This is a genomic window from Caballeronia sp. LZ034LL (assembly GCF_031451215.1).
Taxonomy (GTDB): Bacteria; Pseudomonadota; Gammaproteobacteria; order Burkholderiales; family Burkholderiaceae; genus Caballeronia.
Map to the genome: position 1 here is coordinate 600,499 of NZ_JARUXR010000004.1, position 19,674 is coordinate 620,172.

The following is a 19,674-nucleotide window of genomic DNA, read 5'->3' on the forward strand; positions in this document are numbered from 1 at the left end:
CACGGCGAAAGGCGCGCGGCGGCGCTCAGCCGTTGCGGCGCCGCCGGAACGCCCACCATCCCGCCAGCGCGGTGAAACTCGCGACGATCACCACGAGCAGCCAGAAGCCGTGGTGATTCTCGGCGAGCGGAATGCCGCCGACATTCATGCCGAAGAAGCCCGCGACGATATTGATCGGCAACGCCAGCACCGTCACGAGCGTCAGCGTGAACAGGGTGCGGTTGCTCTGTTCGTCCATGCGCGTGCCCACTTCTTCCTGCAGCAGCTTGATGCGCTCGACCAGACCCGCGAGATCGTTGAGCACGAGCGAGAATTCTTCCGTGGCGTCGCGCAGGTCCTGAATGTCCTGGGCATGCAGCCAGCGCGGCGGCCGGGCGAGCAACCGGAACACCGAGCCGGGTTCCGGCGCGAGCAGGCGTTGCAGCCGGACCAGCACGCGGCGCAGGCCGCCCAGGTCGGTGCGCATCTCGGTGCCGCGCATCGACAGAAAGCGGTCTTCAAGTCCATCCACCTCGATGCTGGTACGCCGCACTATCTGCACCAGCAAGTCGGCCTGATCGCGCAGCAGGTGCGCCAGCAATTCGGCCGGCGAGCGGAACACCTCGCCGCGCCTGACCGATTCGCGCAACGAGTCGACCGATCGCAACGGCTTGAGGCGCGCGGTCACGATCAGCTTCTGATGCGTATAAACCCACAATGTGGCGATCTCGGAAGGCGTCAGTTCGAAGTTGAACATCACGTCGTTGATGAGCGCGAACAGCGCGCCTTCGTGATGCTCGAGGCGCGTCGAGTGCGAGCCTTCGTGCAGCGTGTCGAAGAACGCGTCCGGCAAGTCGAGCCGGCCGCGCATCCAGCGTTCGCACGCACTGTTCGCCAGATCGAAATGCAGCCAGACGAACTCCTTGGTCGTGTCGTCGCGGGCGAGCCATTCGCTTGCGGCCTCTGCATCGATGGGTTCGCCCGGCTGATCGACGTGGAATCGGAAGCCGCAGACGAGGCCGGAGAAATCGGAGCCGTAAGGCGGTCTTTGCAGGGTAGCGGGATTCATGCGGGATTCGGTTGCGGTTCTGGGGCGATCTGCGTGTCTGCGGCAGGCGCCGCGGCGGACGCGACGCGGTAGTGTGCCATCGGTCGCGCCCCGAATCGTGATCGTAACGCGTGACGGCCGCGAAACGATCATGGCGAGTGCATCGGCGCATGCAAATAATGACTGTCATATTGGCGGCGTATCATCGGCGCACCGGAGACGGGCGCTCATGCGGCGTCCGCATCGGGCCGGCCGCGCACCGGGCGCCGCGCGCCAACTTGGGGAGAAGGTTTTGGAAGACCATGACGATCTGGACGGCGCGACTCAGACCACCGCCGGAGGACTGATCCGGCTGGCGTCGGTCATCGCGACGCTGGCGCGCGAGAGCGCCATCGATACGCGCTTCGGCGCGAAACTCCTTAAGCGTCTGGATAAAGAGGCGCGCCGCGTGACACAGAGCGGCGCCACGATGGACGACGCCGAGCAAGCGGCTTTGCTGGGCGCGCTGGGCGAACTGGATCTCGTGTTGCGCCAGCGCGACGCCGCATCGCTGGTCGAGGCCAATGCCCGCCTGCGCGACACCGAAGCGGCAGCGTCCGGCAAGAAACGCAAGGGCAAGAAGGACGACAAGGCCGCACCGTCCACCAACGACGACACCGCCTGAATACTTCCAGTCTGGGCCGGGCTCGATTCGTGCTGCACTGCGGGCATACGAATCCGTCGACTGGCTCATGTCCGTTTCCCTGCCTTCCCCTCATTGCGCGCTGTGGTCGCGCCGTAATGTCGACGTGGATCGCGACCAGTGGCGCATCCTGGTCGTCGACGACAACGCGTTCAGCGCCGAAGCGCTTTGCGCTGCGCTGATCTCGGACGGTTTCGACACGCGCTTCGCGCTCTCGGGCGTGGACGCGCTGCACGCCGTCGATGACTGGGTGCCGCACGTCGTCATTCTCGACATCACGATGCCCGAGCACGATGGCTACGCGACCGCGCGGGTGCTGCGCCGCATCGCCCATACGCGCGACGCGGTGATCATCGCGTTCACGGCGCTCGGCGAGGAAAGCGTGCGGCCGCAAGGGCTGCCCGCAGGCTTCGACGGCTATTGCCAGAAGGGCAACCCGCCCGGCGCGCTGGTTCATCTGATCGAGCGGCTCGTCGTTCACTGATAACGTCGAAAAACACGCCCGCCGCCATATTTAGCGCACGCTCGTGCGCTAAATATTGTTCCGTCCCCGCCGAATGAAGCGCGTGGTGCCAGGACATCTTTTTCTGCTTCAATCCCTTACCCAGCAAGCCACCGTGCGGTTTCAGCACGATTGTGCGGCCAGCGATTGTTGGCATTCGACGAAAACTGTATTGAAACCAATGGGGATAAAAAAGCGATAGTAGGGGTATACACTGCATTCCATCGACGTAGCAGACAGTTTCTCGCAAGACCGCTGCGGCGCTTTCTGATTGAACGTCAACCGTCTTTGGAGCTCACACCATGAAACGCAATCTTCTCGCTACCCTGCTTATCGCTGTTTCCGCCGCTGTCGCCGCCCCCGCTTTTGCAAGCGGCTACGGTCCGGCTCCGTTCTACCGTCCGGCTGTCGGCGCGCCCGCCTCGCAACAAGGCCCGAGCGCACAAGCCATCGCTGCTCAAGAAAACGCCAACGGCGTGAACGCGACCGCTTTTGGCGGCTCGCGCGAATCGCTGGCTCAATCGGGCAATCGCGCCCAATCGAGCAACAACAACGCGCAATCGGTTTTCTTCGGTCACTGATCGAACCGGTCAAGCCTGACGTATCGGCCAGGCTTGACTGTCTGAATGAATTTCGGCGCCCGGCGGTGCAGACTCACAAGGTCTGCACTACCGGGCGCCGAACGTTTTGGAGAACGCTTTTCAGGCCGGCGTCACGCGGCCCGGGCGAGGGCGCCACGCATCACGCTGGCCAGCTCCGACGCCTCGAATTTCGACACGTAGGCATTCGCGCCGACCTTGCGCACATGCTGTTCGTTCGCCGAACCGGACAGCGACGAATGGATCACCACCGGAATGTGCATCAGGCCGCTCTCGGCCTTGATGCGGCGCGTGAGCGTGAAGCCGTCCATCTCCGGCATTTCGAGATCGGTGAGTACCAAGGCGATCTGATCGGCGACTTCGGTGCCTTCCTTCTGCGCTTTCTTCAGCGCGGCTTCCAGCACGTTCCACGCTTCCTGGCCGGTTTTCGTCATGACGAAGGGCACGCCCATCGCGGTCAGGCTTTGCTCGATCAGCGCGCGCGCCACGCCGGAATCGTCGGCGGCGAGCACGCGTGCGCCCGGCCTCAGTTGCAGGCGGCCGGTGCTGGCCTCGGTGATGTCGGAGGTCTGTCCCGGCAGCACGTCGCGCACGATGCGCTCGACATCGAGCACCTGCGCGAGCCGCGAGCCGTCGACGTTGCCGTCCAGCCGCGCGAAACTCGTCACGGCGGTGCCGCCCGAGTGCGATTCCGCCGACAGCACCTGATTCCATTCGAGCCGCACGATATCGTCGACTTCTTCGACGGCGAAGCCTTGCGTCGTGCGCGCGAATTCGGTGACCAGCAGGATTTTCGGACCGTTCTTCGGACGGCAACCGGTGATGCGTGCGAGATCGATGACCGGAATGATCTGGCCGCGGATATCGGCGACGCCGAGTATCTCTTCGCTCGATCCGGCGACGGCCGTGATCGACGGCATCGCGAGAATCTCGCGGACCTTGAAGACGTTGATGCCGTACAGTTCGCGCTGCTCCGAGCCCGGCGCCTCGCCGAGCCTGAAAAGGAGCAATTCGAACATGTTGCTGCCTGCGAGCCGCACGCGCTGCTCGATATCCTGTTGTGAAGTGCTCACCTGTTCTCCCTGAGCGGCGCGTCGCGCCGCGTTGCCGTTCTGTATGCCGCATCCGGCGATGATTTCCGCCGGGTGTCTGAATAGCGGCAGGCGTCGCGGAAACTGAAGGAAGACGGCGCGCGGCCGTTGCACGATGCAGGCGGCGCGTCACATCGTTGATCTATACTTTTTTCCGAATGGTCGGGTTAATGCCGATGAGGGCGTCGCGTGCGAGGCTTTAGGCTCTTGAAAGGCACGAGCAGAGGCGCAGGACGGACCCGTCGCCCGGGCACAACATCGTTTTCCGCGTACAACAATGCGCACCACGCCGGCACGATGCGCCGGCAGACCGCGCGAAGCCAGTCGGAGGCGCTCGATGGCAACAGTCGCACAGGTACTGAGTTCGAAACCCGACCAGACGGTCTTTACGGTGGCCGCCACGGCATCGGTCTTCGATGCCATCAAGATGATGGCCGACCGGCATATCGGCGCGGTGATCGTCACCGAGGGCGACGAGATCGTCGGCATCATGACCGAGCGCGACTATGCGCGCAAAGTCGTCCTGATGGACCGCGCGTCGAAGCAGACGCCCGTGCGCGACATCATGACGTCGCAGGTGCGCTACGTGCGCCCCGACCAGACCACCGACGACTGCATGGCGCTCATGACCGAAAAGCGCATGCGCCATCTTCCGGTGATCGACGGCGGCAAGCTGGTCGGCATGATTTCGATCGGCGACCTGGTGAAGAACATCATGGCCGAGCAGCAGTACACCATCCAGCAACTCGAGTACTACATTCGCGGCGAACACACGTAAGCTGCCGCCTCCGGACTGTAAGCCATTCGTTATAATCGGCAAGCCGCCGCGCGCTCTTGCACTGAGCGCGCGGCGGCTTGCCGTGTCCATCGTGCACGGGGATCGCAACGAAACCGCGAGGCGCGCTGACGATGACTCCCACTGCCGCATCCCCTGAATCTGTCGAAACGGTTCACACAATCGCCGCTGACGCGCCGTTCTTCATCGTGATGAACGCGGGTTCCGGCCGCAAGCTCGTCGACGAAACACGCGCCGTGCTCGAACGCGAACTCGGCGCGGCGGGGCGCCGCTTCGAACTGCGCGTCGTCGACGATCCGCGCCGGCTGCAAGCCATCGCGCGTGAAACGGCGAGCGTGGCGCGCGCGCAGGACGGCGTGCTCGTCGGCGCGGGCGGCGACGGCACGCTCTGCACCGTCGCGCGCGCGGCGCTGGACGCCGGCTGCCCGTTTGCGGTGCTGCCGCGCGGCACCTTCAACTACTTCAGCCGCGATCACGGCATTCCCGCCGACCTCGAATCCTCCACGAAGCTGCTGCTCGGCGCGCGCGCGTATCCCACGCAGACCGGCTTCGCCAACGGGCGGATGTTCCTCGTCAACGCGAGCCTCGGTCTCTATCCGCGCCTGCTCGAAGACCGCGAAACCTACAAGCAGCAATTCGGCCGCAGCCGGCTGGTGGCGCTGTGGTCGGCGCTGTATACGATGCTCAAGCCGCACCGCCATCTGCGCCTGCATCTCGAGCACGAAGGCCGCACGACCGAGCTGCGCTCATCGACGCTCTTCGTTGGCAACAACCGGCTGCAAATGGAGCAGATCGGCATGCCCGACGCCGCGCGCGCACTGGAACAGGGTTTGCTCGTAGCGCTTGCGCCGCGGCCGGTCGGACGGCTGATGCATCTGTGGCTGTCGCTGCATGGCGCAGCGGGGCGGCTTGCCGATTCGGATCACGTGACGAGCCTGACTTTCGAACGGATCGTGGTGACGCATCCGTCGAAGAAGCGCAAGCTCGTCAAGATCGCCACCGATGGCGAGATCACGCGGCTGCAACTGCCGCTCGAATTCCGGGTGTCCGACCGGTCGCTGCTCCTGCTCAAACCCGAGCCCGAGGTGGCGGAAGCGAATCGTTCATGACCTTGCTGTTGCAGATTTCCGATCCTCATTTCGGCACCGAACGGCCTGCGGTGGTCGCGGCGCTGCTGCATCTGATCAAGACTGTGCCGCCCGATCTCGTGGTCCTGTCGGGCGACATCACGCAGCGCGCGCGCCGCAGCCAGTTCGCGGCCGCGCGTACGTTCGTCGATAGGCTCGGCGCCACGCCCACGCTCGTCGTACCGGGCAATCACGACATTCCGCTGTTCAATCCGCTCGCGCGGCTCTGCACTCCCTACGCCAATCATCAGCGCGCGTTCGGCGCAAACCTCGAACCGAGCTTCGAATCGGCGGCGCTGCTGGTGCTTGGCGTCAACACGACGCGTCCCTGGCGGCACAAGAACGGCGAAGTATCGATGGCGCAGATCCGGCGCGTCTCGGCACGGCTGGAAGCGGCGCAGGTCCAACAGCCGGCGCAGTTGCGCGTGGTGGTCACGCATCAGCCAGTGGCCGTGACGCGCGCGCAGGACGAGAAGAACCTGCTGCACGGACGCGAGCGCGCGGTGACGCGCTGGGCGCGCGCGGGCGCGGACCTGATTCTCGGCGGCCATATCCATCTGCCCTATGTCCTGCCGCTGCACGATACCTTCGCCGGCCTGCCGCGGCGCATGTGGGCGGTGCAGGCGGGCACGGCGCTGTCGAGCCGCACGCGCGGCACCATCGACAATTCGGTGAACCTGATCCGTCATGACGCCGCCGCAAGCGGTGAGCGCCGGACCATCGTGGAACGCTGGGACTATTCGGAGACGCACGGCGCGTTCGAGATGATCGCGCGGCACGATCTGGCGCTCGACGGCGTGCTGCCGCCGGCCGTGATCACCCAGCCCGGATGACCAGTTCCGCGAAGCCGGTGATGGCATCGGCTTCGCGGGTGTAGCGCTCGCCGGGCAGATGCGCGACGACGAGCTCAACCGTCGTCCGCACGATGCAGCCCGGCGCGACGTGCCCGCCAGTGACCCGGCCGTCGGCATCGGAGATGCTCATGTGCAGGTGCGGACCTTGCGCGGAAAGCGAACCGGCCAGCGTCAGGATTTCCAGATCGCCCTGCAACCCGGCGATGTCGTCGCGGCCCGCATAACGGATCTTCGCGACGCTCAGGCTGCCGATGCCCTGCAACACGAACGCCGCTGAAAGCCCGCGCGACTGAAAGGCGTCACCGAGCGCGGCGCGCAGGTCGCAGCCGGGGGAGAGGCGAAGGGTCAATGCGTGCATGACGACGGAAAGAGGTGAGCCGGACCGCATCCAAGGTAACACGCTCGCGGATCGCGATGGCATGATGGCGCGACCGTTCCGGGCATTCATCGATGGAGGCGCCGTGAGTTTCGAACTGACGATGCTGGCATGGACACTCGTGCTCGCGCTGGTGCAAGTCTTGCTCCCTGCACTCGTACGCAGCCGCGAAGTAGGGCTGCGCTACAACGCCGGCCCACGCGACGCTCCCACAAAGCCGCCCGGCAGGCTCTCCGGGCGCCTGCTGCGGGCCCAGACGAACCTCTTCGAAACCCTGCCGATCTTCGCCATCGCGGTGCTGATCGTGCACGTGACCGGGCGCGAGAACGTCCTGACGCATTACGGCGCGCTGGCCTATTTCGTCGCGCGCCTGGTGTACGTGCCGCTATATGTGGCGGGCGTGCCGTTCGTGCGCTCGCTCGTGTGGCTGGTGTCCATCGTGGGGATCGTGCAGATTCTCGTGCCGATCGTCTAGCTGCCGTCTGGCCACCGCGTCCAGCAGCCCGCGTATTCAAGCCATGGAGTGCCGATCAATGACTGACCAACCTGCCACTATCGAAATCGAAACCGCGCCGGATCCGCGCTTCGCCGTGATTTTGATGCACGGCCTCGGCGCCGATGCCAACGACTTCATCCCGCTCGTGCCCGAGCTGCGCCTCGCCGATGCCCCCGCCATCCGCTTCGTGTTTCCGAACGCGCCGGAGATCGCCGTCACCGCGAACAACGGCTATGTGATGCGCGCGTGGTACGACATCCTGTCTTTCGAAGGCGTGAACCGGCGCGTGGACGAGTCGGGGATCGAGGCATCGGTGGCGCGGGTGCGCGAACTGATCGCCGAACAGAACGCGCGCGGCATTCCCACCGAACGCATCTTCCTGGCGGGCTTCTCGCAGGGCGGCGCGATGACCTATCACGCCGGCCTCACGCATCCGGATCGGCTCGCGGGGCTGATCGTGCTGTCGGGCTACATTGCGTCGGAAGGGCTGATCGGCGAAGCCTTGAGCGAGGCGAACCGCACGGTGCCGGTCTTCGCCGCGCACGGCAGCTTCGACGACGTGCTCAAGCCGAGCCTCGGCGAACAGGCCTGCGAGTTCGCGCGCGAGCAGGGCTGCGACGTCGAATGGCATAGCTATCCGATGCCGCACTCGGTCTGCATGGAGGAAGTGGAGGCGCTACGCCAGTGGCTCGGCGCGCGCCTGGCTGCTTAAGGTCGCGGCGAAGAGTTCGAGCACGGCGTCCGCGTCCACGCCGATGCATGCGTCGCAGGCCGGACGCGCGTCCCACTCCGGCGCGGGCGCGTGCATCGAAGCGGGCTTCTGCACGGTGAGTCCGGCGGCGATGCCTTCCGTCAGCACGCGCACCGGGCCGGGCCGCGTTACATAGTGCTCGCGCGCCACGACGAAGGCCGCCGCCGAATAATCGTGCGCGTAGATGCCGCCCGCAACGCCTTCCTGCACATGAAAACGTTCGTAGAAGCGCGACACGTCCCACACGAAACGGCCCGCGTCGCCGGCGCTGTCGCGCAGCGCGGCCAGGAAAGCGGTGGTCATCACGGTTTCATGCGTGACATCGAGTCCGACGATCGACACCTTCCAGGGCGCGCCGAACACGATGTCGGCGGCATCGGGATCGCCGTGCATGTTTGCCTCGGCGGCCGGCGTCACATTGCCGAGCGCGCCGTTGATGCCGAACGCGCCGCCCATCACGACGACCTCCCGCACCCGCGTCGCGATGCCGGGATCCAGTTGCAGCGCCAGCGCGAGATTGGTCAGCGGCCCGACCGCGAGCAGCGTGATCTCGCCGGGATGCGCCCGCACCGTCTCGACCATGAAGCGATGCGCTTCTCTCCCGTCTTCTTGCACGGAAACGCGCTTCCGCTCGATCTCGCCGAGTCCGTCCTTGCCATGAATATGCGGAATCGGCAGGGGCGCGGGCCGCCGCAACGGCGCCGCCGCGCCGCGCACGACCGGCACGCCCGGCGCGAAGCGCTGCGCGAGATAGAGCGCGTTGGCGGTGGTCGTGTCGATATCCGAGTTGCCGAATACGCTCGTGATGCCCACCAGTTCGATGTCCGGATGCAGCGCCTGGAACACGAGCGCGAGGGCGTCGTCGACGCCGGGATCGGTGTCGTAGATGACCTTGTGCAGCGTCATGCAGCGTCCGCCGTCTCGTGGAGCGGCAGCAGTGCGAGCATGCCGCGCCGCAGTTCGGCCGGGCTGACCGGCTTGCTCAGCACGTCCTGGTCGCACGCGAGCGGCACGATGCAGGCCGCCGGCTCGCCGGTCACCACGAGCACCGGGCACGGCCGGCCGAGCTTCGCGGCGCCGAGCATCGCCACCTGACGGGCGGTGCGGGTGTCGCGCAGACGGAAGTCGGTGATGATGAGATCCGGAAAACGCTCGATGTCGCTCAGGATGTCCTCGTATTCCTCGAAGGTCGCCGCCGAATCGAACAGCACGCCCCACTGGGACAACAGCGCTTCCGTGGAGGCGCGCACGAGCCCGTCGTCTTCCACGAGCAGCACGTAGCGCCCCTTCAACTGCGCAGCCTCGGCCGCTTCCGAGCGCGCCGGCGCGCGTGCCGACGGCTTCTCCTGCGACGGCCCGCACAGCGGCATTTCCAGCGAGAAACGCGAGCCGCGCCCCTCGGTGGACTTGAGTTCGATGCGATGCTGGTCGAGCATCGACATGACCGCGTTGACGATCGACAGCCCGAGGCCCAGCCCCTTGTCGCGATCCTGCTCGGGATTGTCGACCTGGAAGAACGGCTGGAAGATGGCGTCGAAGTAATCGGCGGGAATGCCGATGCCGTTGTCCAGCACGTCGATGCGCGCGCGCGTGGCGGAGCGCACCACGCCGACGATCACGGTCGGCCGGGTCGACTTGCTGGCGTCCGCGTACTTGATGCCGTTCGACACCAGATTGGCGACCGCGCGCCCGAGCCAGTGGGCATCGCTGCGCACGCAGACCACTTCTTCCTTCGGCAGCCGCAGGCGTAGCTCGACGCCCCGGCTCGTCGCGAACGGCCGCAACTGCTCGGCGGCCTCCTCGACGATCTGCCGCACGTCGAACACGTGATAGCGCGGCACGACCCGTCCCGATTCGAGCCGCGACAGATCCAGCACCGCGTTCAGCAGCCGCGCGAGGATCACGGAGGAACGGCCGCAATCGTTGATGAGCCGCTCGGCCTGGTCGAACTCGCCGTTGCGGATGGCCTCGGCGGCGGCCTGCAGGAACAGGTTGAGGGCGTGCATCGGCTGCCGCAGGTCATGCGTGGCGGCGGCGAGGAAGTTGGACTTGTCGCGGCTCGCGGTCTGCGCCGCGATCATCTGCTGTTCGCGCAGCGCGAGCAGGGCATTGGTCTTGTTCTCCTGATCCTTCTTCGAAATCTCCAGCTCGCGGTTCTTGCGCCCGAGCGAGCCGTTGGCGGCGCGCAGTTCGTCGTTCAGCGAGGCCAGCGCGCGCTCGGAGCTGTAGCGTTCGCGCGAGACGCGCTCGGCGTGCGTGCAGACGCCGTGTCCGACGATCAGCACGTTGAACATATAGAACAGGCCGGCGAAGAAGTCCTCGGTGTTGAGCAGATGGATCGTGATCTGGCACAGCACGACCGAGGCCATCGTGATGGCGCCGGCCGTCAGCGCGACGCGCGAGCGCAGGTAGAAGAAGCTGAACTGGAAGAACAGCGCCAGATAGAGGCCGATGAAATACTGCGTGTAGTTATAGGGCGCGGGGGTGATCGCGACCATCGTCAGGATCAGGCACAGCAGCCCGTAGATGCCGGTGAGGATGACGCGTTGCGCGTTCGCATGCGAGCGGAACGACGGCCGGAGCACCAGCGCGCCGACGAAGATCAGCAGCGCGACGCCCGCGAAACGCAGTGCGAGGATGTCGGCGAGGCGCACGTTGAGCGCCTTGTTGCCGCGCACGAAGCTGAAGTCCCACCAGAGGAAGCACGTCCAGATGACGAGCGCGAGCAGCGCGGACGCGCGCCGGAACGCGCAGAAGCGCTGACTGTGATCCTCGAGGAACTGGGCCTCGAGAGCGGGATCGGAGAACGGCGCCGGAATCGCGAGATTGCGCACCAGGCTCGCGACGGCTTCACGGGCAGCCGCGGACAGCACTCCTGGGGAACGCACGCCGGCGGCGCGTTGCGGTACGGCCATCTTCATGCTCGCTCTGGAATGGGGGACTCTACTTTAGGACAATGCAGTCATACCAATACGCCTTTTTTTAGGCAACAACCGTTATATCCGGCAAATATTGCGGTTTTATGGGTCTTTTCAGGCGGGGTATCGAGGAATGAGGCAGGAACCGGCGGGGTCGAACAGCGAGCGCCGCGAAGGCCGCGCCCGCCGTGTCGAAGGATAGCCACAGGAAATGCCCCCCGCGCGATGAAGAGGGCGGATCGTGCGATGACCGCTCAGGACTTCGGTTTTGCCTTGGTGGTGCGCTTGGTGACCTGCATCTCTTTCGCGCCAGCGGCCTTGGCGGGCGATGCCTTGGTGCCGGCCGTTTTCTTGCGGCTCGACATTTCGGTTTCGGCGGGTTGCTGAGCTGAAGCCTTGCGTGGGGATGGCATGATGACCTCCTTCAGGACGTGTCCGGATCGACACACTGATAACCATAGGCGGCGCTCCGCCGCTATTCAAGACTTGGCGCGGCTGAAAACGCTTCTGATGACGAAGCATTTCGGTCTCGCTCCCACCGAAGCGACTCAACGAAGCGCTTCAGCGAATCAGCTTGAGCCCTGCCGGCAGCGTCTCGCCGAACACGCGGCCTTCGTCGGCGCGATCCAGTTCTACCGTCTCGCGGACCATCGCGATCCACGACTGCGCCGCGTTCATCGCTTCGAGACGCTGGATGACGGCGGCGCGCGTCTCGTCGGGAAGATCGCGCGAGCGGTCGCCGGTCATGCGGGCGATCTGCACGGCGGCGAACGCGGCGGGATCGACCTTCTTCCAGTCGAGCGCGAGCAGGGCGTCCAGCCAGTGCGTCGCCACATCGGGCGGCACCACGCCGTGCGCGCTGCCGTAGAACGGCTGGCGCGCGCCGATCCGCCCCAGCGCCCACCAGCTCTGGATGTTCTCGGAAGGCTTCTTCAGCCGCGTGAGCAGCCATTCGCCGACCTCGATCTTGCGCTCCACCGGCACGCGTTCCAGCGACGCCGCGAGCCGCACCATGTCCTCGTAGCCCGCGCGCGCCGCGCCCGCCGCACGGCGATAGCGGCTCGTGCCGGGCGGCTGGAGCACGAAGGCCATGTCGTCCAGCAGCCGCAGCTGGGCCGCTTCGGACAGGCCGCCGGCCGCGCGCCGCCACAGCGTCCACCACTCCGACCAGATCTGGCTTTCGTTGCTGTACTGGATGCCCTGGTCGAACAGCGTCCATAGCTGCTCGACGCGCCAGTCGTCGAGCGGATGGCCGAAGCCCGGCCGCATGCAGAAACCCGTCAGGTTGAGCCACAGGCGTTCGTGATCGGCGCTGCGCCGGCGCTTCTTCGCGCGCTCGAACAACGCGCCGAAGAGCTCGCGCAGCAGAGCGATGTCCCAGGTATCGCGCGTGCCGAGCGTCTGTTCGAGCTGCGCGCGCAGGCGCTTCACTTCCTTCGGGCCGACGTCCTGCGAACGCGCGCCAAAGGTGCGGTCGATCAGTTCGACGGCCTTCGGCAGCGCCGGATGCGGGACCGCGCCCGCCGGCTTGGCCGGCGCCGTCTCATGGCGCAGCTGAAATTCGAGCAGCCAGCGCTTCGACGGGTCATCGACGGCGATGCAGTGCATCTCCAGCGTGCCCACTTCGGTTAGCGAGGTCGTCAGCTGCACGGCGGTGTCGCGGGGGCGGGCCGGGTCGCCGGCGTGCCCGTCGATGACGGTGGCGATGGGCGGCAGCCGCACGAAGTCGGCCGATGCGCCGAGGTCCGCGAGTTCGCCCGCCTGCCAGGCCGTCTCCGCCACCGACGACGCCAGGTGAAACCGCACCGGCGCGCCAAGCGTTAGCGCGAAAGTGCGATCGGCGAGATGCACCGGCTGGTCTTCCTCGGTGCCGCGCGGCAGCACGCAGACGCCGCGCGTGCTGTCGGGCGCGTCGTCGAGCAACAGGAAGAAGCTGCGCGCCGAGCCGCCGCCGATTTTCGGCGCATGCCCCGCGCGCGCCAGCGCGTAGGCGACCGCGCCGCGCGCGACGGCCACATCGGGATCGGCGTTTTCGAGCACGTTGACGGACGCGCCGCGCCAGTCCGACAGCGTCCGGGCGATGCGCCGCGACAGCGGCCCGGCGCGGAACACGCCGCCGTTCAGCAGCAGCGTGTCGGGAATGGCGAGGGTATCGGCGGGCAGGTCGAGCGCCTTGCGTGCCTCGCCCGCATGCTGCCCGAGAAAGGCCGCGACGTGCCGCGTGATGGCCGGATCGCTTGCATAGGGCAAGCCGAACTCCACCAGACCGCCGCGCGTGCGGCCCGGGCGGTCACTGGCGGACACTTGCGGAAAGAAGCCATCGACGATGATCTGCCCGATCTCGTCGCGCGTGATCTCGACGGAACGCGCGCCGCCGATCAGCTTCGAGCCCGCGCCCAGCAGCGTGACCGCGACGGACGCGGGCGCGTCCTTGCCGAGCAGTTGTTCCTTGGCGGCCCGGCAGCGTTCGACCAGTTCCGCCATGCGCGCCGCCGAGAGCCGCGCGGTGTCGCCCGTCAGCCGCCTCTCGACGAGATGGGCGAGCGCCAGGTCCATGTTGTCGCCGCCGAGCATCAGATGGTTGCCCACGCCGATGCGCGTCAACACCGGCTCGCCGTCCTGCATCGCGACCTGGATCAGCGTGAGGTCGGTCGTGCCGCCGCCCACGTCGACGATCAGCACGAGGCGGGTCTGTGCAAGTTCATCACCAAGCGTCGCGCGATGATGGAACAGCCAGTCGTAGAACGCGGCCTGCGGTTCCTCCAGCAGACGCAGCGAGGTCAGTCCCGCCATGCGCGCCGCTTCGAGCGTGAGGGCGCGCGCGCCTTCGTCGAACGAGGCGGGCACGGTCAGCACCACGTTCTGGGCGTCGAGCGGCGCGTCCGGAAAGCGCTCGTTCCACGCGGCGTGCACGTGCGCCAGATAGCTCGCGCTGGCGATCACCGGTGAGATCTTCTCGACATCGTCGCCCGCGCCCCACGGCAGAATGGGCGCGAGGCGATCCACGGCGCCGTGCGACAACCAGCTCTTCGCGCTGGACACGAGCCGCCCGGGCGCCTGCGCGCCGAGCTTGCGGGCAAACTGGCCGATGACCGCGGCCGCTTCCATCTCGCCCCACGGCAGGTGCAGGTCTTCGCTGCGAAGCTCGCCCGGCGCGTAGTGATAGCGCAGCGACGGCAGCAGCGGCAGCGCCGCGACCTCGCCCGCAGCGACGAGCTGGTCGATGCCGAACACGCGCACCTCGTCCGAGCCGGCCGCCGCATACGCGACGACCGTATTGCTCGTGCCGAGATCGATGCCGACGCTGAAACGGGACACTTACAGACCCATACCCTGATCGACGCTGGCGTTCGGACCGCCGCGCACGTCGAACTCCACCTTCCAGCGTTCCGACGAACCGCGCGGAATCGCTTCGAGTTCGAGCGTGCCCGCTTCGGTCACGCGCGCGTGCAGCTTGACCGGCACGACTTCGCCGGGTGTGCGGCCTTCGGACGGCAGCGAGGCCTCGATCTCTTCGAGTTCCTGGAGTTCGTCGGGCTGCCAGAAATCGAGCAGCGTGCCGACCTGGTCCTGGCGCCGCACCGATGAGCCGAAGAAGCGGAAATGCACCGGCTCGCCGACGACCAGACCGAATTCCTGCACGGGCAGCGCGGCGTCGGTGCCTTCCTCCATGCCGAACGGCGCGACGCACAGCGCCTGCACCGGCGGTTCGAGGCCGGGCACGGCCGGCATCGCCGATTCGATCGCCACGTAATACGCGCGCGCCGTGCCGCCGCGAATCCGCACGCCGCGGCCATGGCGCACGTAGCCGTAATAAGCCGCGCCGCGCGCGACCGCGAGATCGAGGTCCGCGCCTTCGAGCAGGCGCGCGGCGGGCGCGTTTTCAGCGGCGAGCCACTGATTGAGCGTGGCCATCACGCGATCCACCAGCAGCGGCGACTTGAACACGCCGCCGTTGAACAGGACGACGGTCGGATGCAGCATCGTCGCGCCCTGCGGCGCCTCGCGCCGGAGCCCTTCGACTTCGGCGAGCGCGTTCACCTGACGGCCGAGGAAAGCCGCGAGATGACGCGTGACGGCGGCGTCCTGCGCGTACGGCAGGCCGAGCTGCGTCAGGCCGACACGCGCGCGAGACACGGGACGCGCCGCGGCATCGACTTGCGGGAAGAAGCCTTCGAGCAGGATCTGGGTCAGTTCGGCGCGCGTGAGTTCGGTGCGCAGCGAACCGCCGATCAGCTTCGAGCCGCGGCTCGGCACGACGAGCGGCACGGCTTCGGCGGCGGGATCGGAAAGCAGGGTTTCCTTGGCCGAACGGCAGGCGTAGGTCAGCGCGCGCAACTGCCACGGGTCGGGCTGCGTGCCTTGCGCCGCCAGCTTCCGGGCGACGGTATGCGCGAGCGCGAGGTCCATGTTGTCGCCGCCGAGCAGGATGTGCTCGCCGACCGCGACGCGATGCAGTTCCAGATTGCCTTCACGCTCGACCACGGCGATCAGCGAGAGATCGGTCGTGCCGCCGCCGACATCGACGACGAGGATCACGTCGCCAACCTTCACCTGCTTGCGCCAGCCGCCCGCCGACTTCTGGATCCAGCTGTAGAGCGCGGCCTGCGGCTCTTCGAGCAGCGTCATGCGCGTGTAGCCGGCGGCCGCCGCGGCTTCGGCGGTGAGTTCGCGCGCGGCGGGATCGAAGGACGCGGGGATCGTCACGGTGACGTCCTGCTGGTCGAACGGCGCGTCCGGATGCTGATGGTTCCACGCTTCCCGCAGGTGCGTCAGATATCGCACCGAGCTTTCCAGCGGCGACACGCGCTCGACTTCCTCGGGCGCATCGGCGGGCAGGATGGCCGCGCGGCGATCGACGCCCGGATGGCACAGCCAGCTTTTCGCGCTGGAGACGAGGCGGATGGGCGTGCCCGCGCCCCGGCTGCGCGCCAGTTCGCCGACGATGAAGCGGCGTTCCTGCGTCCACGGCAGCGTCATGTCGCCGGGCGCGAGTTCGTTTTCGTGCGGCAGGTAGAGAAAGGAGGGCAGCAGTTCGCGTTCTTCGGCGGCGCCGGGCGCGGTCAGCTGCGCGACCGGCAGCACGCCTTGCGCGGTCTTTTCGCCGTCGCTGGCGCTCATGTCGACGTAGGAGAGCGCGCAGTGCGTCGTGCCGAGATCGACGCCGATCGAATAGCGGGCGCGCGTTTCGTTGAGATCGCTCACAGTTCCACCTCCGCCGGCGCGACGATGCTCGCATCATGGGACGGCGCGAGCTTCGGCAGGCGCGTGTCCTCGACCTTCCAGCCGCGATGGCTGATGCTGCCGCTGAACGGCGCGCGGCCGACGACATTGCCGGTCAGGCGCACGGCAGCGGCGTCGAAGCCTTCCTGCAGCGTGATGCGGCTGCCTTCGGCTTCGCTGCGCACGGGGTTGATGGTGAAGTGCTCGCGCAACACGGCGCGGCAGCCGTCGTGCACGAGGCGGGCGGCCGCGCCGATATCGGCGTCGCTGTAATTGGCGATGTCTTCCTCGACGAAATCGACGAAGCGCGCGTCGCGTTGCAGCAGCGCCAGCAACTGGAGCGCGGCGACCGGGCTGGCTTCCTTCAGTGCGGACGGCGCGGGCTGCACCGGCGCGGCGGCGGGCTTCGGCGGCTGCGGGGCGGCGGGTGCCGCTTCCGGCGCATGGGGCGCGTCGCGCAGGTGCTGCACGCGGCCGGCGAACGCGGCGTTGCCCAAGACGCCGAAGAAGGCGCCGAAGGCAATGCCGATCCTGCCGAAAAAGCCTGGGTTCATGTCGGTCATGTGATGCTCCTGTAGGCCGCGCGAGGACGACTCCGATCCTCGGGCGGCGCGGGTGGCCGGTGTTGGGTGCCGTTGGGCGAAAGGTGCCGGAATGTTCGCAGGTTCGTGTTCCGTGCGCCTGCGCGAGCAGACGGCATGCCTTCGCTGCGGAGACGACGGGACGAAGCAAGGGACAACGCGGGAAACCTGGCAAACCTGGCAAACCTGGCAAACGCGCGCGCGTGGTGCGTTCACCGAATTCCGCTATTTTCCATGATGTCGCGCCCCGGCTGGAAAAACGCGCCTGAACGCGCAGGCGCCCGAGACGGCCCGGGCTGCGACGGCGGGCCTCATTCTCGCGATTTGCGCGGCCAAGTCAAGGCGCGGCGGGGCTTTCGGAACGCCGGCAGGTCAGAGCTTGTAGCCGATCTGGCGCAGCAGATCCTTGCGCCATTGCACGTCTTGCTCCGCTTCCACGCCGAGCGGCGGCAGGCCGTCCACCACGCCGACGATGCCGCGCCCCTGATCCGTCTGCGCGACCAGCACCTGGGTGGGATTGGCGCTCGCGCAGACGATCCGGCAGACCTCGGGCACCGCCTTGACGGCGTTGAGCACGTTCACCGGAAAGAAACCGTCGCCGAGCATGATGATGAAGCTGTGTCCCGCGCCGATGGTCAGCGCATTGCGCGCAGCCAGATCGACGAGATTCTCGTCCGTCCCCGACGTGCGCACGAGCCGCTTGCCCGATGCCTCGCAGAACGCGAGTCCGAAGCGGATGCCGGGCACCGCGCCGACCAGCGCCTCGTGCAAGTCCTCGACGGTCTTGATGAAATGCGACTGGCCGAGGATGAAATTCGTGTTCTCGGGCTTGTCGATGCCGATCGCGAGCAGTTCCATGGCGTGTCTCCCGTGCGCGCAGGAACTTCCATGGTAGGCGCTCCGGCGCGGGTCACGCGCGGATTTCGAAGCCCGCGAGATACGCCGCGCTCTCGCCGCCGTCCCACACGCGGCCGTCGCAGAAGGTGGCGGCGCGCCGCTCGCCCGGTATCGCGATGCCGGCCGCCTGGGCCGCCTCGCGATACAGCGCGGTCTGGTTGACGGCCGCGGCGAGGGCGGCGTCGTCGGGGGCGCTGTCCACCATGCCCCAGCGCCGGTACTGCGTGATGAACCACTGGCCGTCCGAGAGGCGCGGATAGTTGACCGCGCCGCCATCGAAGAAACGCACCGGTAGCGCGTGCGCGTCGCCGCCATGGGCCACCGAGAGACGCGCCTCGATCAAGCCGCGCGGCGCATCCAGCAGTTGCGACGAGGCCAGCGCCTTCGCGATTTCCGTGCGGTGCGCGGGCGCGTCGAGCCAGGCGCAGGCGTCGAGCATCGTGCGCACCAGCGCGCGCGCCGTGTTCGGATACAGCGCGGCGAAATCGCGCCGGCACGCCAGCACCTTTTCCGGATGGTCCGGCCAGATCTCGCTCGTATAGGCCACCGTGCGCCCCGCGCCGTGCGCCTCGGCCACCGCGTGCCACGGCTCGCCCGCGCAGAAGCCGTCGAGCTCGCCGGCCGCGAGCGCGTCGGCCATGCGCGGCGGCGGAATCACCACGCTGCGCACGTCGCGCAGCGGATGCAGACCGTGCGCCGCGAGCCAGTAGTAGAGCCACATCGCGTGCGTGCCGGTCGGAAAGGTCTGCGCGATGACGGGTGGACGGCCGAGCGCCTTTAGCGCTTGCTTGATGCTTGCGCCGTCTTCGATCGCATCGGCGAGCGCGCGCGACAGCGTGATGGCCTGGCCGTTGCGGTTGAGCACCATCAGCACGGCCATGTCCGCCTGCGGTCCGCCGATGCCCAGCTGCACGCCATAGACGAGGCCATAGAGCGCGTGGGCGGCATCGAGTTCGCCGGAGAGCAGCTTGTCGCGCACGGCGGCCCACGACGGCTGGCGGCACAGTTCGAGCGTGATGCCATGGCGCGCGCCGAGTTCACGCAGCGCGGCGACGGCGAGCGGCGCGGCATCGGAGAGCGCGACGAAGCCGAGTCGCAGATGCGTGCGTTCGGGCGCGGAGAGAAGGGTGTCGGGCGGGTTCATAACGGCTATTGATTGCTTTATCGGTCAGCGCAGCAGGTCGGCCATGGCGAGCAGCTGGCGCGCGATTTCCGCGACCTTCACGCCCTGATCCATGGCGCGCTTGCGCAGCGCGGCGTAGGCGTCGTTCTCGGACATGCCGCGCTTGTCCATCAGCAGGCGCTTGGCGCGGTCGATGACCTTGCGCTGCTCCAGTTCGTTTTCCACTTGCGCGAGCCGCAGGCGCAATTGTTCTTCATGAGCGAAACGCGCGAGCGCGACCTCGATGATCGGCGCAAGACGCGCGCTCGCGAGTCCTTCGACCGAATAGGCCGTGACGCCCGCACCCACGGCCGCGCGGATGAATTGCTGGTCGGCGTCGTTGCTGAACATCAGCACGGGGCGGGGCGCCGCCTTGTTCATCACGGCAAGCTGTTCGAGCGTGTCGCGCGACGGCGATTCGGTATCGATGATGACGACATCGGGTTTCTGACTCTCGACGGCCGCATGCAGCGCCGAGGGCGCGGCGACTTCGGCGAGCATGTCATAGCCCATGCGCGCGAGCTGCTCGCGCAGGTCGCCGATGGGCTTGTCGGTGTCGGTGACGAGGAGAACGCGCAGCATGCGGGAAGCG

The 19,674-nt window shown here is 67.2% G+C and carries 20 protein-coding genes; 8 read left to right on the top strand and 12 right to left on the bottom strand.

Annotation, left to right across the window (positions count from 1 at the left end; all coding sequences use genetic code 11):
- Positions 1–25: 25 nt before the first annotated feature.
- Positions 26–1,048 carry a transporter gene (locus QCE83_RS30100; protein ID WP_309819781.1) on the bottom strand — a complete coding sequence of 341 codons (1,023 nt, stop codon included), beginning with the start codon at positions 1,046–1,048 and terminating at the stop codon, positions 26–28.
- 208 nt (positions 1,049–1,256) lie between these two features.
- Here QCE83_RS30100 and QCE83_RS30105 point away from each other — a divergent pair, with 208 nt between their 5' ends.
- The 3 genes from QCE83_RS30105 to QCE83_RS30115 all read left to right on the top strand — a co-directional run bounded on the left by QCE83_RS30105 (position 1,257) and on the right by QCE83_RS30115 (position 2,792).
- Positions 1,257–1,691, top strand: coding sequence for a hypothetical protein (locus QCE83_RS30105; RefSeq protein WP_309819782.1), 435 nt, complete (start codon positions 1,257–1,259; stop codon positions 1,689–1,691).
- A 67-nt stretch (positions 1,692–1,758) separates the two neighbouring features.
- Positions 1,759–2,193 carry a response regulator gene (locus QCE83_RS30110; RefSeq protein ID WP_309819783.1) on the top strand — a complete coding sequence of 145 codons (435 nt, stop codon included), beginning with the start codon at positions 1,759–1,761 and terminating at the stop codon, positions 2,191–2,193.
- A gap of 320 nt (positions 2,194–2,513) precedes the next feature.
- Complete coding sequence (locus QCE83_RS30115; RefSeq protein ID WP_309819784.1) at positions 2,514–2,792, top strand: hypothetical protein; 279 nt, start codon at positions 2,514–2,516, stop codon at positions 2,790–2,792.
- 131 nt (positions 2,793–2,923) lie between these two features.
- Here QCE83_RS30115 and QCE83_RS30120 read toward each other — a convergent pair whose 3' ends face one another.
- The gene (locus QCE83_RS30120) at positions 2,924–3,883 is read right to left on the bottom strand and encodes a chemotaxis protein (RefSeq protein ID WP_309819785.1); all 960 of its coding nucleotides are present in this window, start codon (positions 3,881–3,883) and stop codon (positions 2,924–2,926) included.
- Positions 3,884–4,238: 355 nt separating this feature from the next.
- Here QCE83_RS30120 and QCE83_RS30125 point away from each other — a divergent pair, with 355 nt between their 5' ends.
- From QCE83_RS30125 to QCE83_RS30135, 3 genes are all read left to right on the top strand, one after another.
- Positions 4,239–4,679 (top strand): CBS domain-containing protein, encoded by a 441-nt coding sequence (locus QCE83_RS30125; RefSeq protein ID WP_309819786.1) that lies wholly within the window; start codon positions 4,239–4,241, stop codon positions 4,677–4,679.
- A gap of 131 nt (positions 4,680–4,810) precedes the next feature.
- Entirely contained in the window at positions 4,811–5,806 is a 996-nt protein-coding gene (locus tag QCE83_RS30130; RefSeq protein WP_309819787.1) for a diacylglycerol kinase family protein, read from the top strand.
- Complete coding sequence (locus QCE83_RS30135; RefSeq protein WP_309819788.1) at positions 5,803–6,657, top strand: metallophosphoesterase family protein; 855 nt, start codon at positions 5,803–5,805, stop codon at positions 6,655–6,657. Before QCE83_RS30130 ends, QCE83_RS30135 begins: the two co-directional genes overlap by 4 nt.
- Here the strand turns inward: QCE83_RS30135 and QCE83_RS30140 are convergent.
- On the bottom strand, positions 6,641–7,036 hold the full coding sequence (locus tag QCE83_RS30140) for a DNA-binding protein (protein WP_309821178.1): 396 nt from the start codon (positions 7,034–7,036) through the stop codon (positions 6,641–6,643). The genes QCE83_RS30135 and QCE83_RS30140 overlap by 17 nt on opposite strands.
- Before the next feature lie 103 nt (positions 7,037–7,139).
- Here QCE83_RS30140 and QCE83_RS30145 point away from each other — a divergent pair, with 103 nt between their 5' ends.
- On the top strand, positions 7,140–7,529 hold the full coding sequence (locus QCE83_RS30145) for an MAPEG family protein (protein ID WP_309819790.1): 390 nt from the start codon (positions 7,140–7,142) through the stop codon (positions 7,527–7,529).
- A 58-nt stretch (positions 7,530–7,587) separates the two neighbouring features.
- Positions 7,588–8,262, top strand: a complete 675-nt coding sequence (locus tag QCE83_RS30150) for an alpha/beta hydrolase (RefSeq protein WP_309819792.1) — start codon at positions 7,588–7,590, stop codon at positions 8,260–8,262.
- On the opposite strand, the gene QCE83_RS30155 is transcribed toward QCE83_RS30150, so the two are convergent.
- From QCE83_RS30155 to QCE83_RS30195, 9 genes are all read right to left on the bottom strand, one after another.
- Positions 8,227–9,207 carry a nucleoside hydrolase gene (locus tag QCE83_RS30155; RefSeq protein WP_309819794.1) on the bottom strand — a complete coding sequence of 327 codons (981 nt, stop codon included), beginning with the start codon at positions 9,205–9,207 and terminating at the stop codon, positions 8,227–8,229. The two genes, QCE83_RS30150 and QCE83_RS30155, sit on opposite strands and share 36 nt — an antisense overlap.
- Positions 9,204–11,222: a hybrid sensor histidine kinase/response regulator gene (locus tag QCE83_RS30160; protein ID WP_309819797.1), complete on the bottom strand. Its 2,019-nt coding sequence runs from the start codon at positions 11,220–11,222 to the stop codon at positions 9,204–9,206. The genes QCE83_RS30155 and QCE83_RS30160 overlap by 4 nt, the downstream gene beginning before the upstream one ends.
- A 251-nt stretch (positions 11,223–11,473) precedes the next feature.
- Positions 11,474–11,632 carry a hypothetical protein gene (locus tag QCE83_RS30165; RefSeq protein WP_309819798.1) on the bottom strand — a complete coding sequence of 53 codons (159 nt, stop codon included), beginning with the start codon at positions 11,630–11,632 and terminating at the stop codon, positions 11,474–11,476.
- A 148-nt stretch (positions 11,633–11,780) separates the two neighbouring features.
- Entirely contained in the window at positions 11,781–14,537 is a 2,757-nt protein-coding gene (locus QCE83_RS30170; protein WP_309819800.1) for an Hsp70 family protein, read from the bottom strand.
- Positions 14,538–16,424: an Hsp70 family protein gene (locus QCE83_RS30175; RefSeq protein ID WP_309819802.1), complete on the bottom strand. Its 1,887-nt coding sequence runs from the start codon at positions 16,422–16,424 to the stop codon at positions 14,538–14,540.
- Positions 16,421–17,005: a DUF2760 domain-containing protein gene (locus QCE83_RS30180; protein ID WP_309819804.1), complete on the bottom strand. Its 585-nt coding sequence runs from the start codon at positions 17,003–17,005 to the stop codon at positions 16,421–16,423. The genes QCE83_RS30175 and QCE83_RS30180 overlap by 4 nt, the downstream gene beginning before the upstream one ends.
- A 390-nt stretch (positions 17,006–17,395) precedes the next feature.
- Positions 17,396–17,881, bottom strand: coding sequence for an adenosine-specific kinase (locus QCE83_RS30185; protein ID WP_309819806.1), 486 nt, complete (start codon positions 17,879–17,881; stop codon positions 17,396–17,398).
- 52 nt (positions 17,882–17,933) lie between these two features.
- Positions 17,934–19,064: a CmpA/NrtA family ABC transporter substrate-binding protein gene (locus tag QCE83_RS30190; protein WP_309819808.1), complete on the bottom strand. Its 1,131-nt coding sequence runs from the start codon at positions 19,062–19,064 to the stop codon at positions 17,934–17,936.
- Between the two features lie 24 nt (positions 19,065–19,088).
- A complete protein-coding gene (locus tag QCE83_RS30195; RefSeq protein ID WP_309819810.1) occupies positions 19,089–19,664 on the bottom strand; it encodes an ANTAR domain-containing protein in 576 nt (191 codons plus the stop codon).
- Between the last annotated feature and the right edge of the window lie 10 nt (positions 19,665–19,674).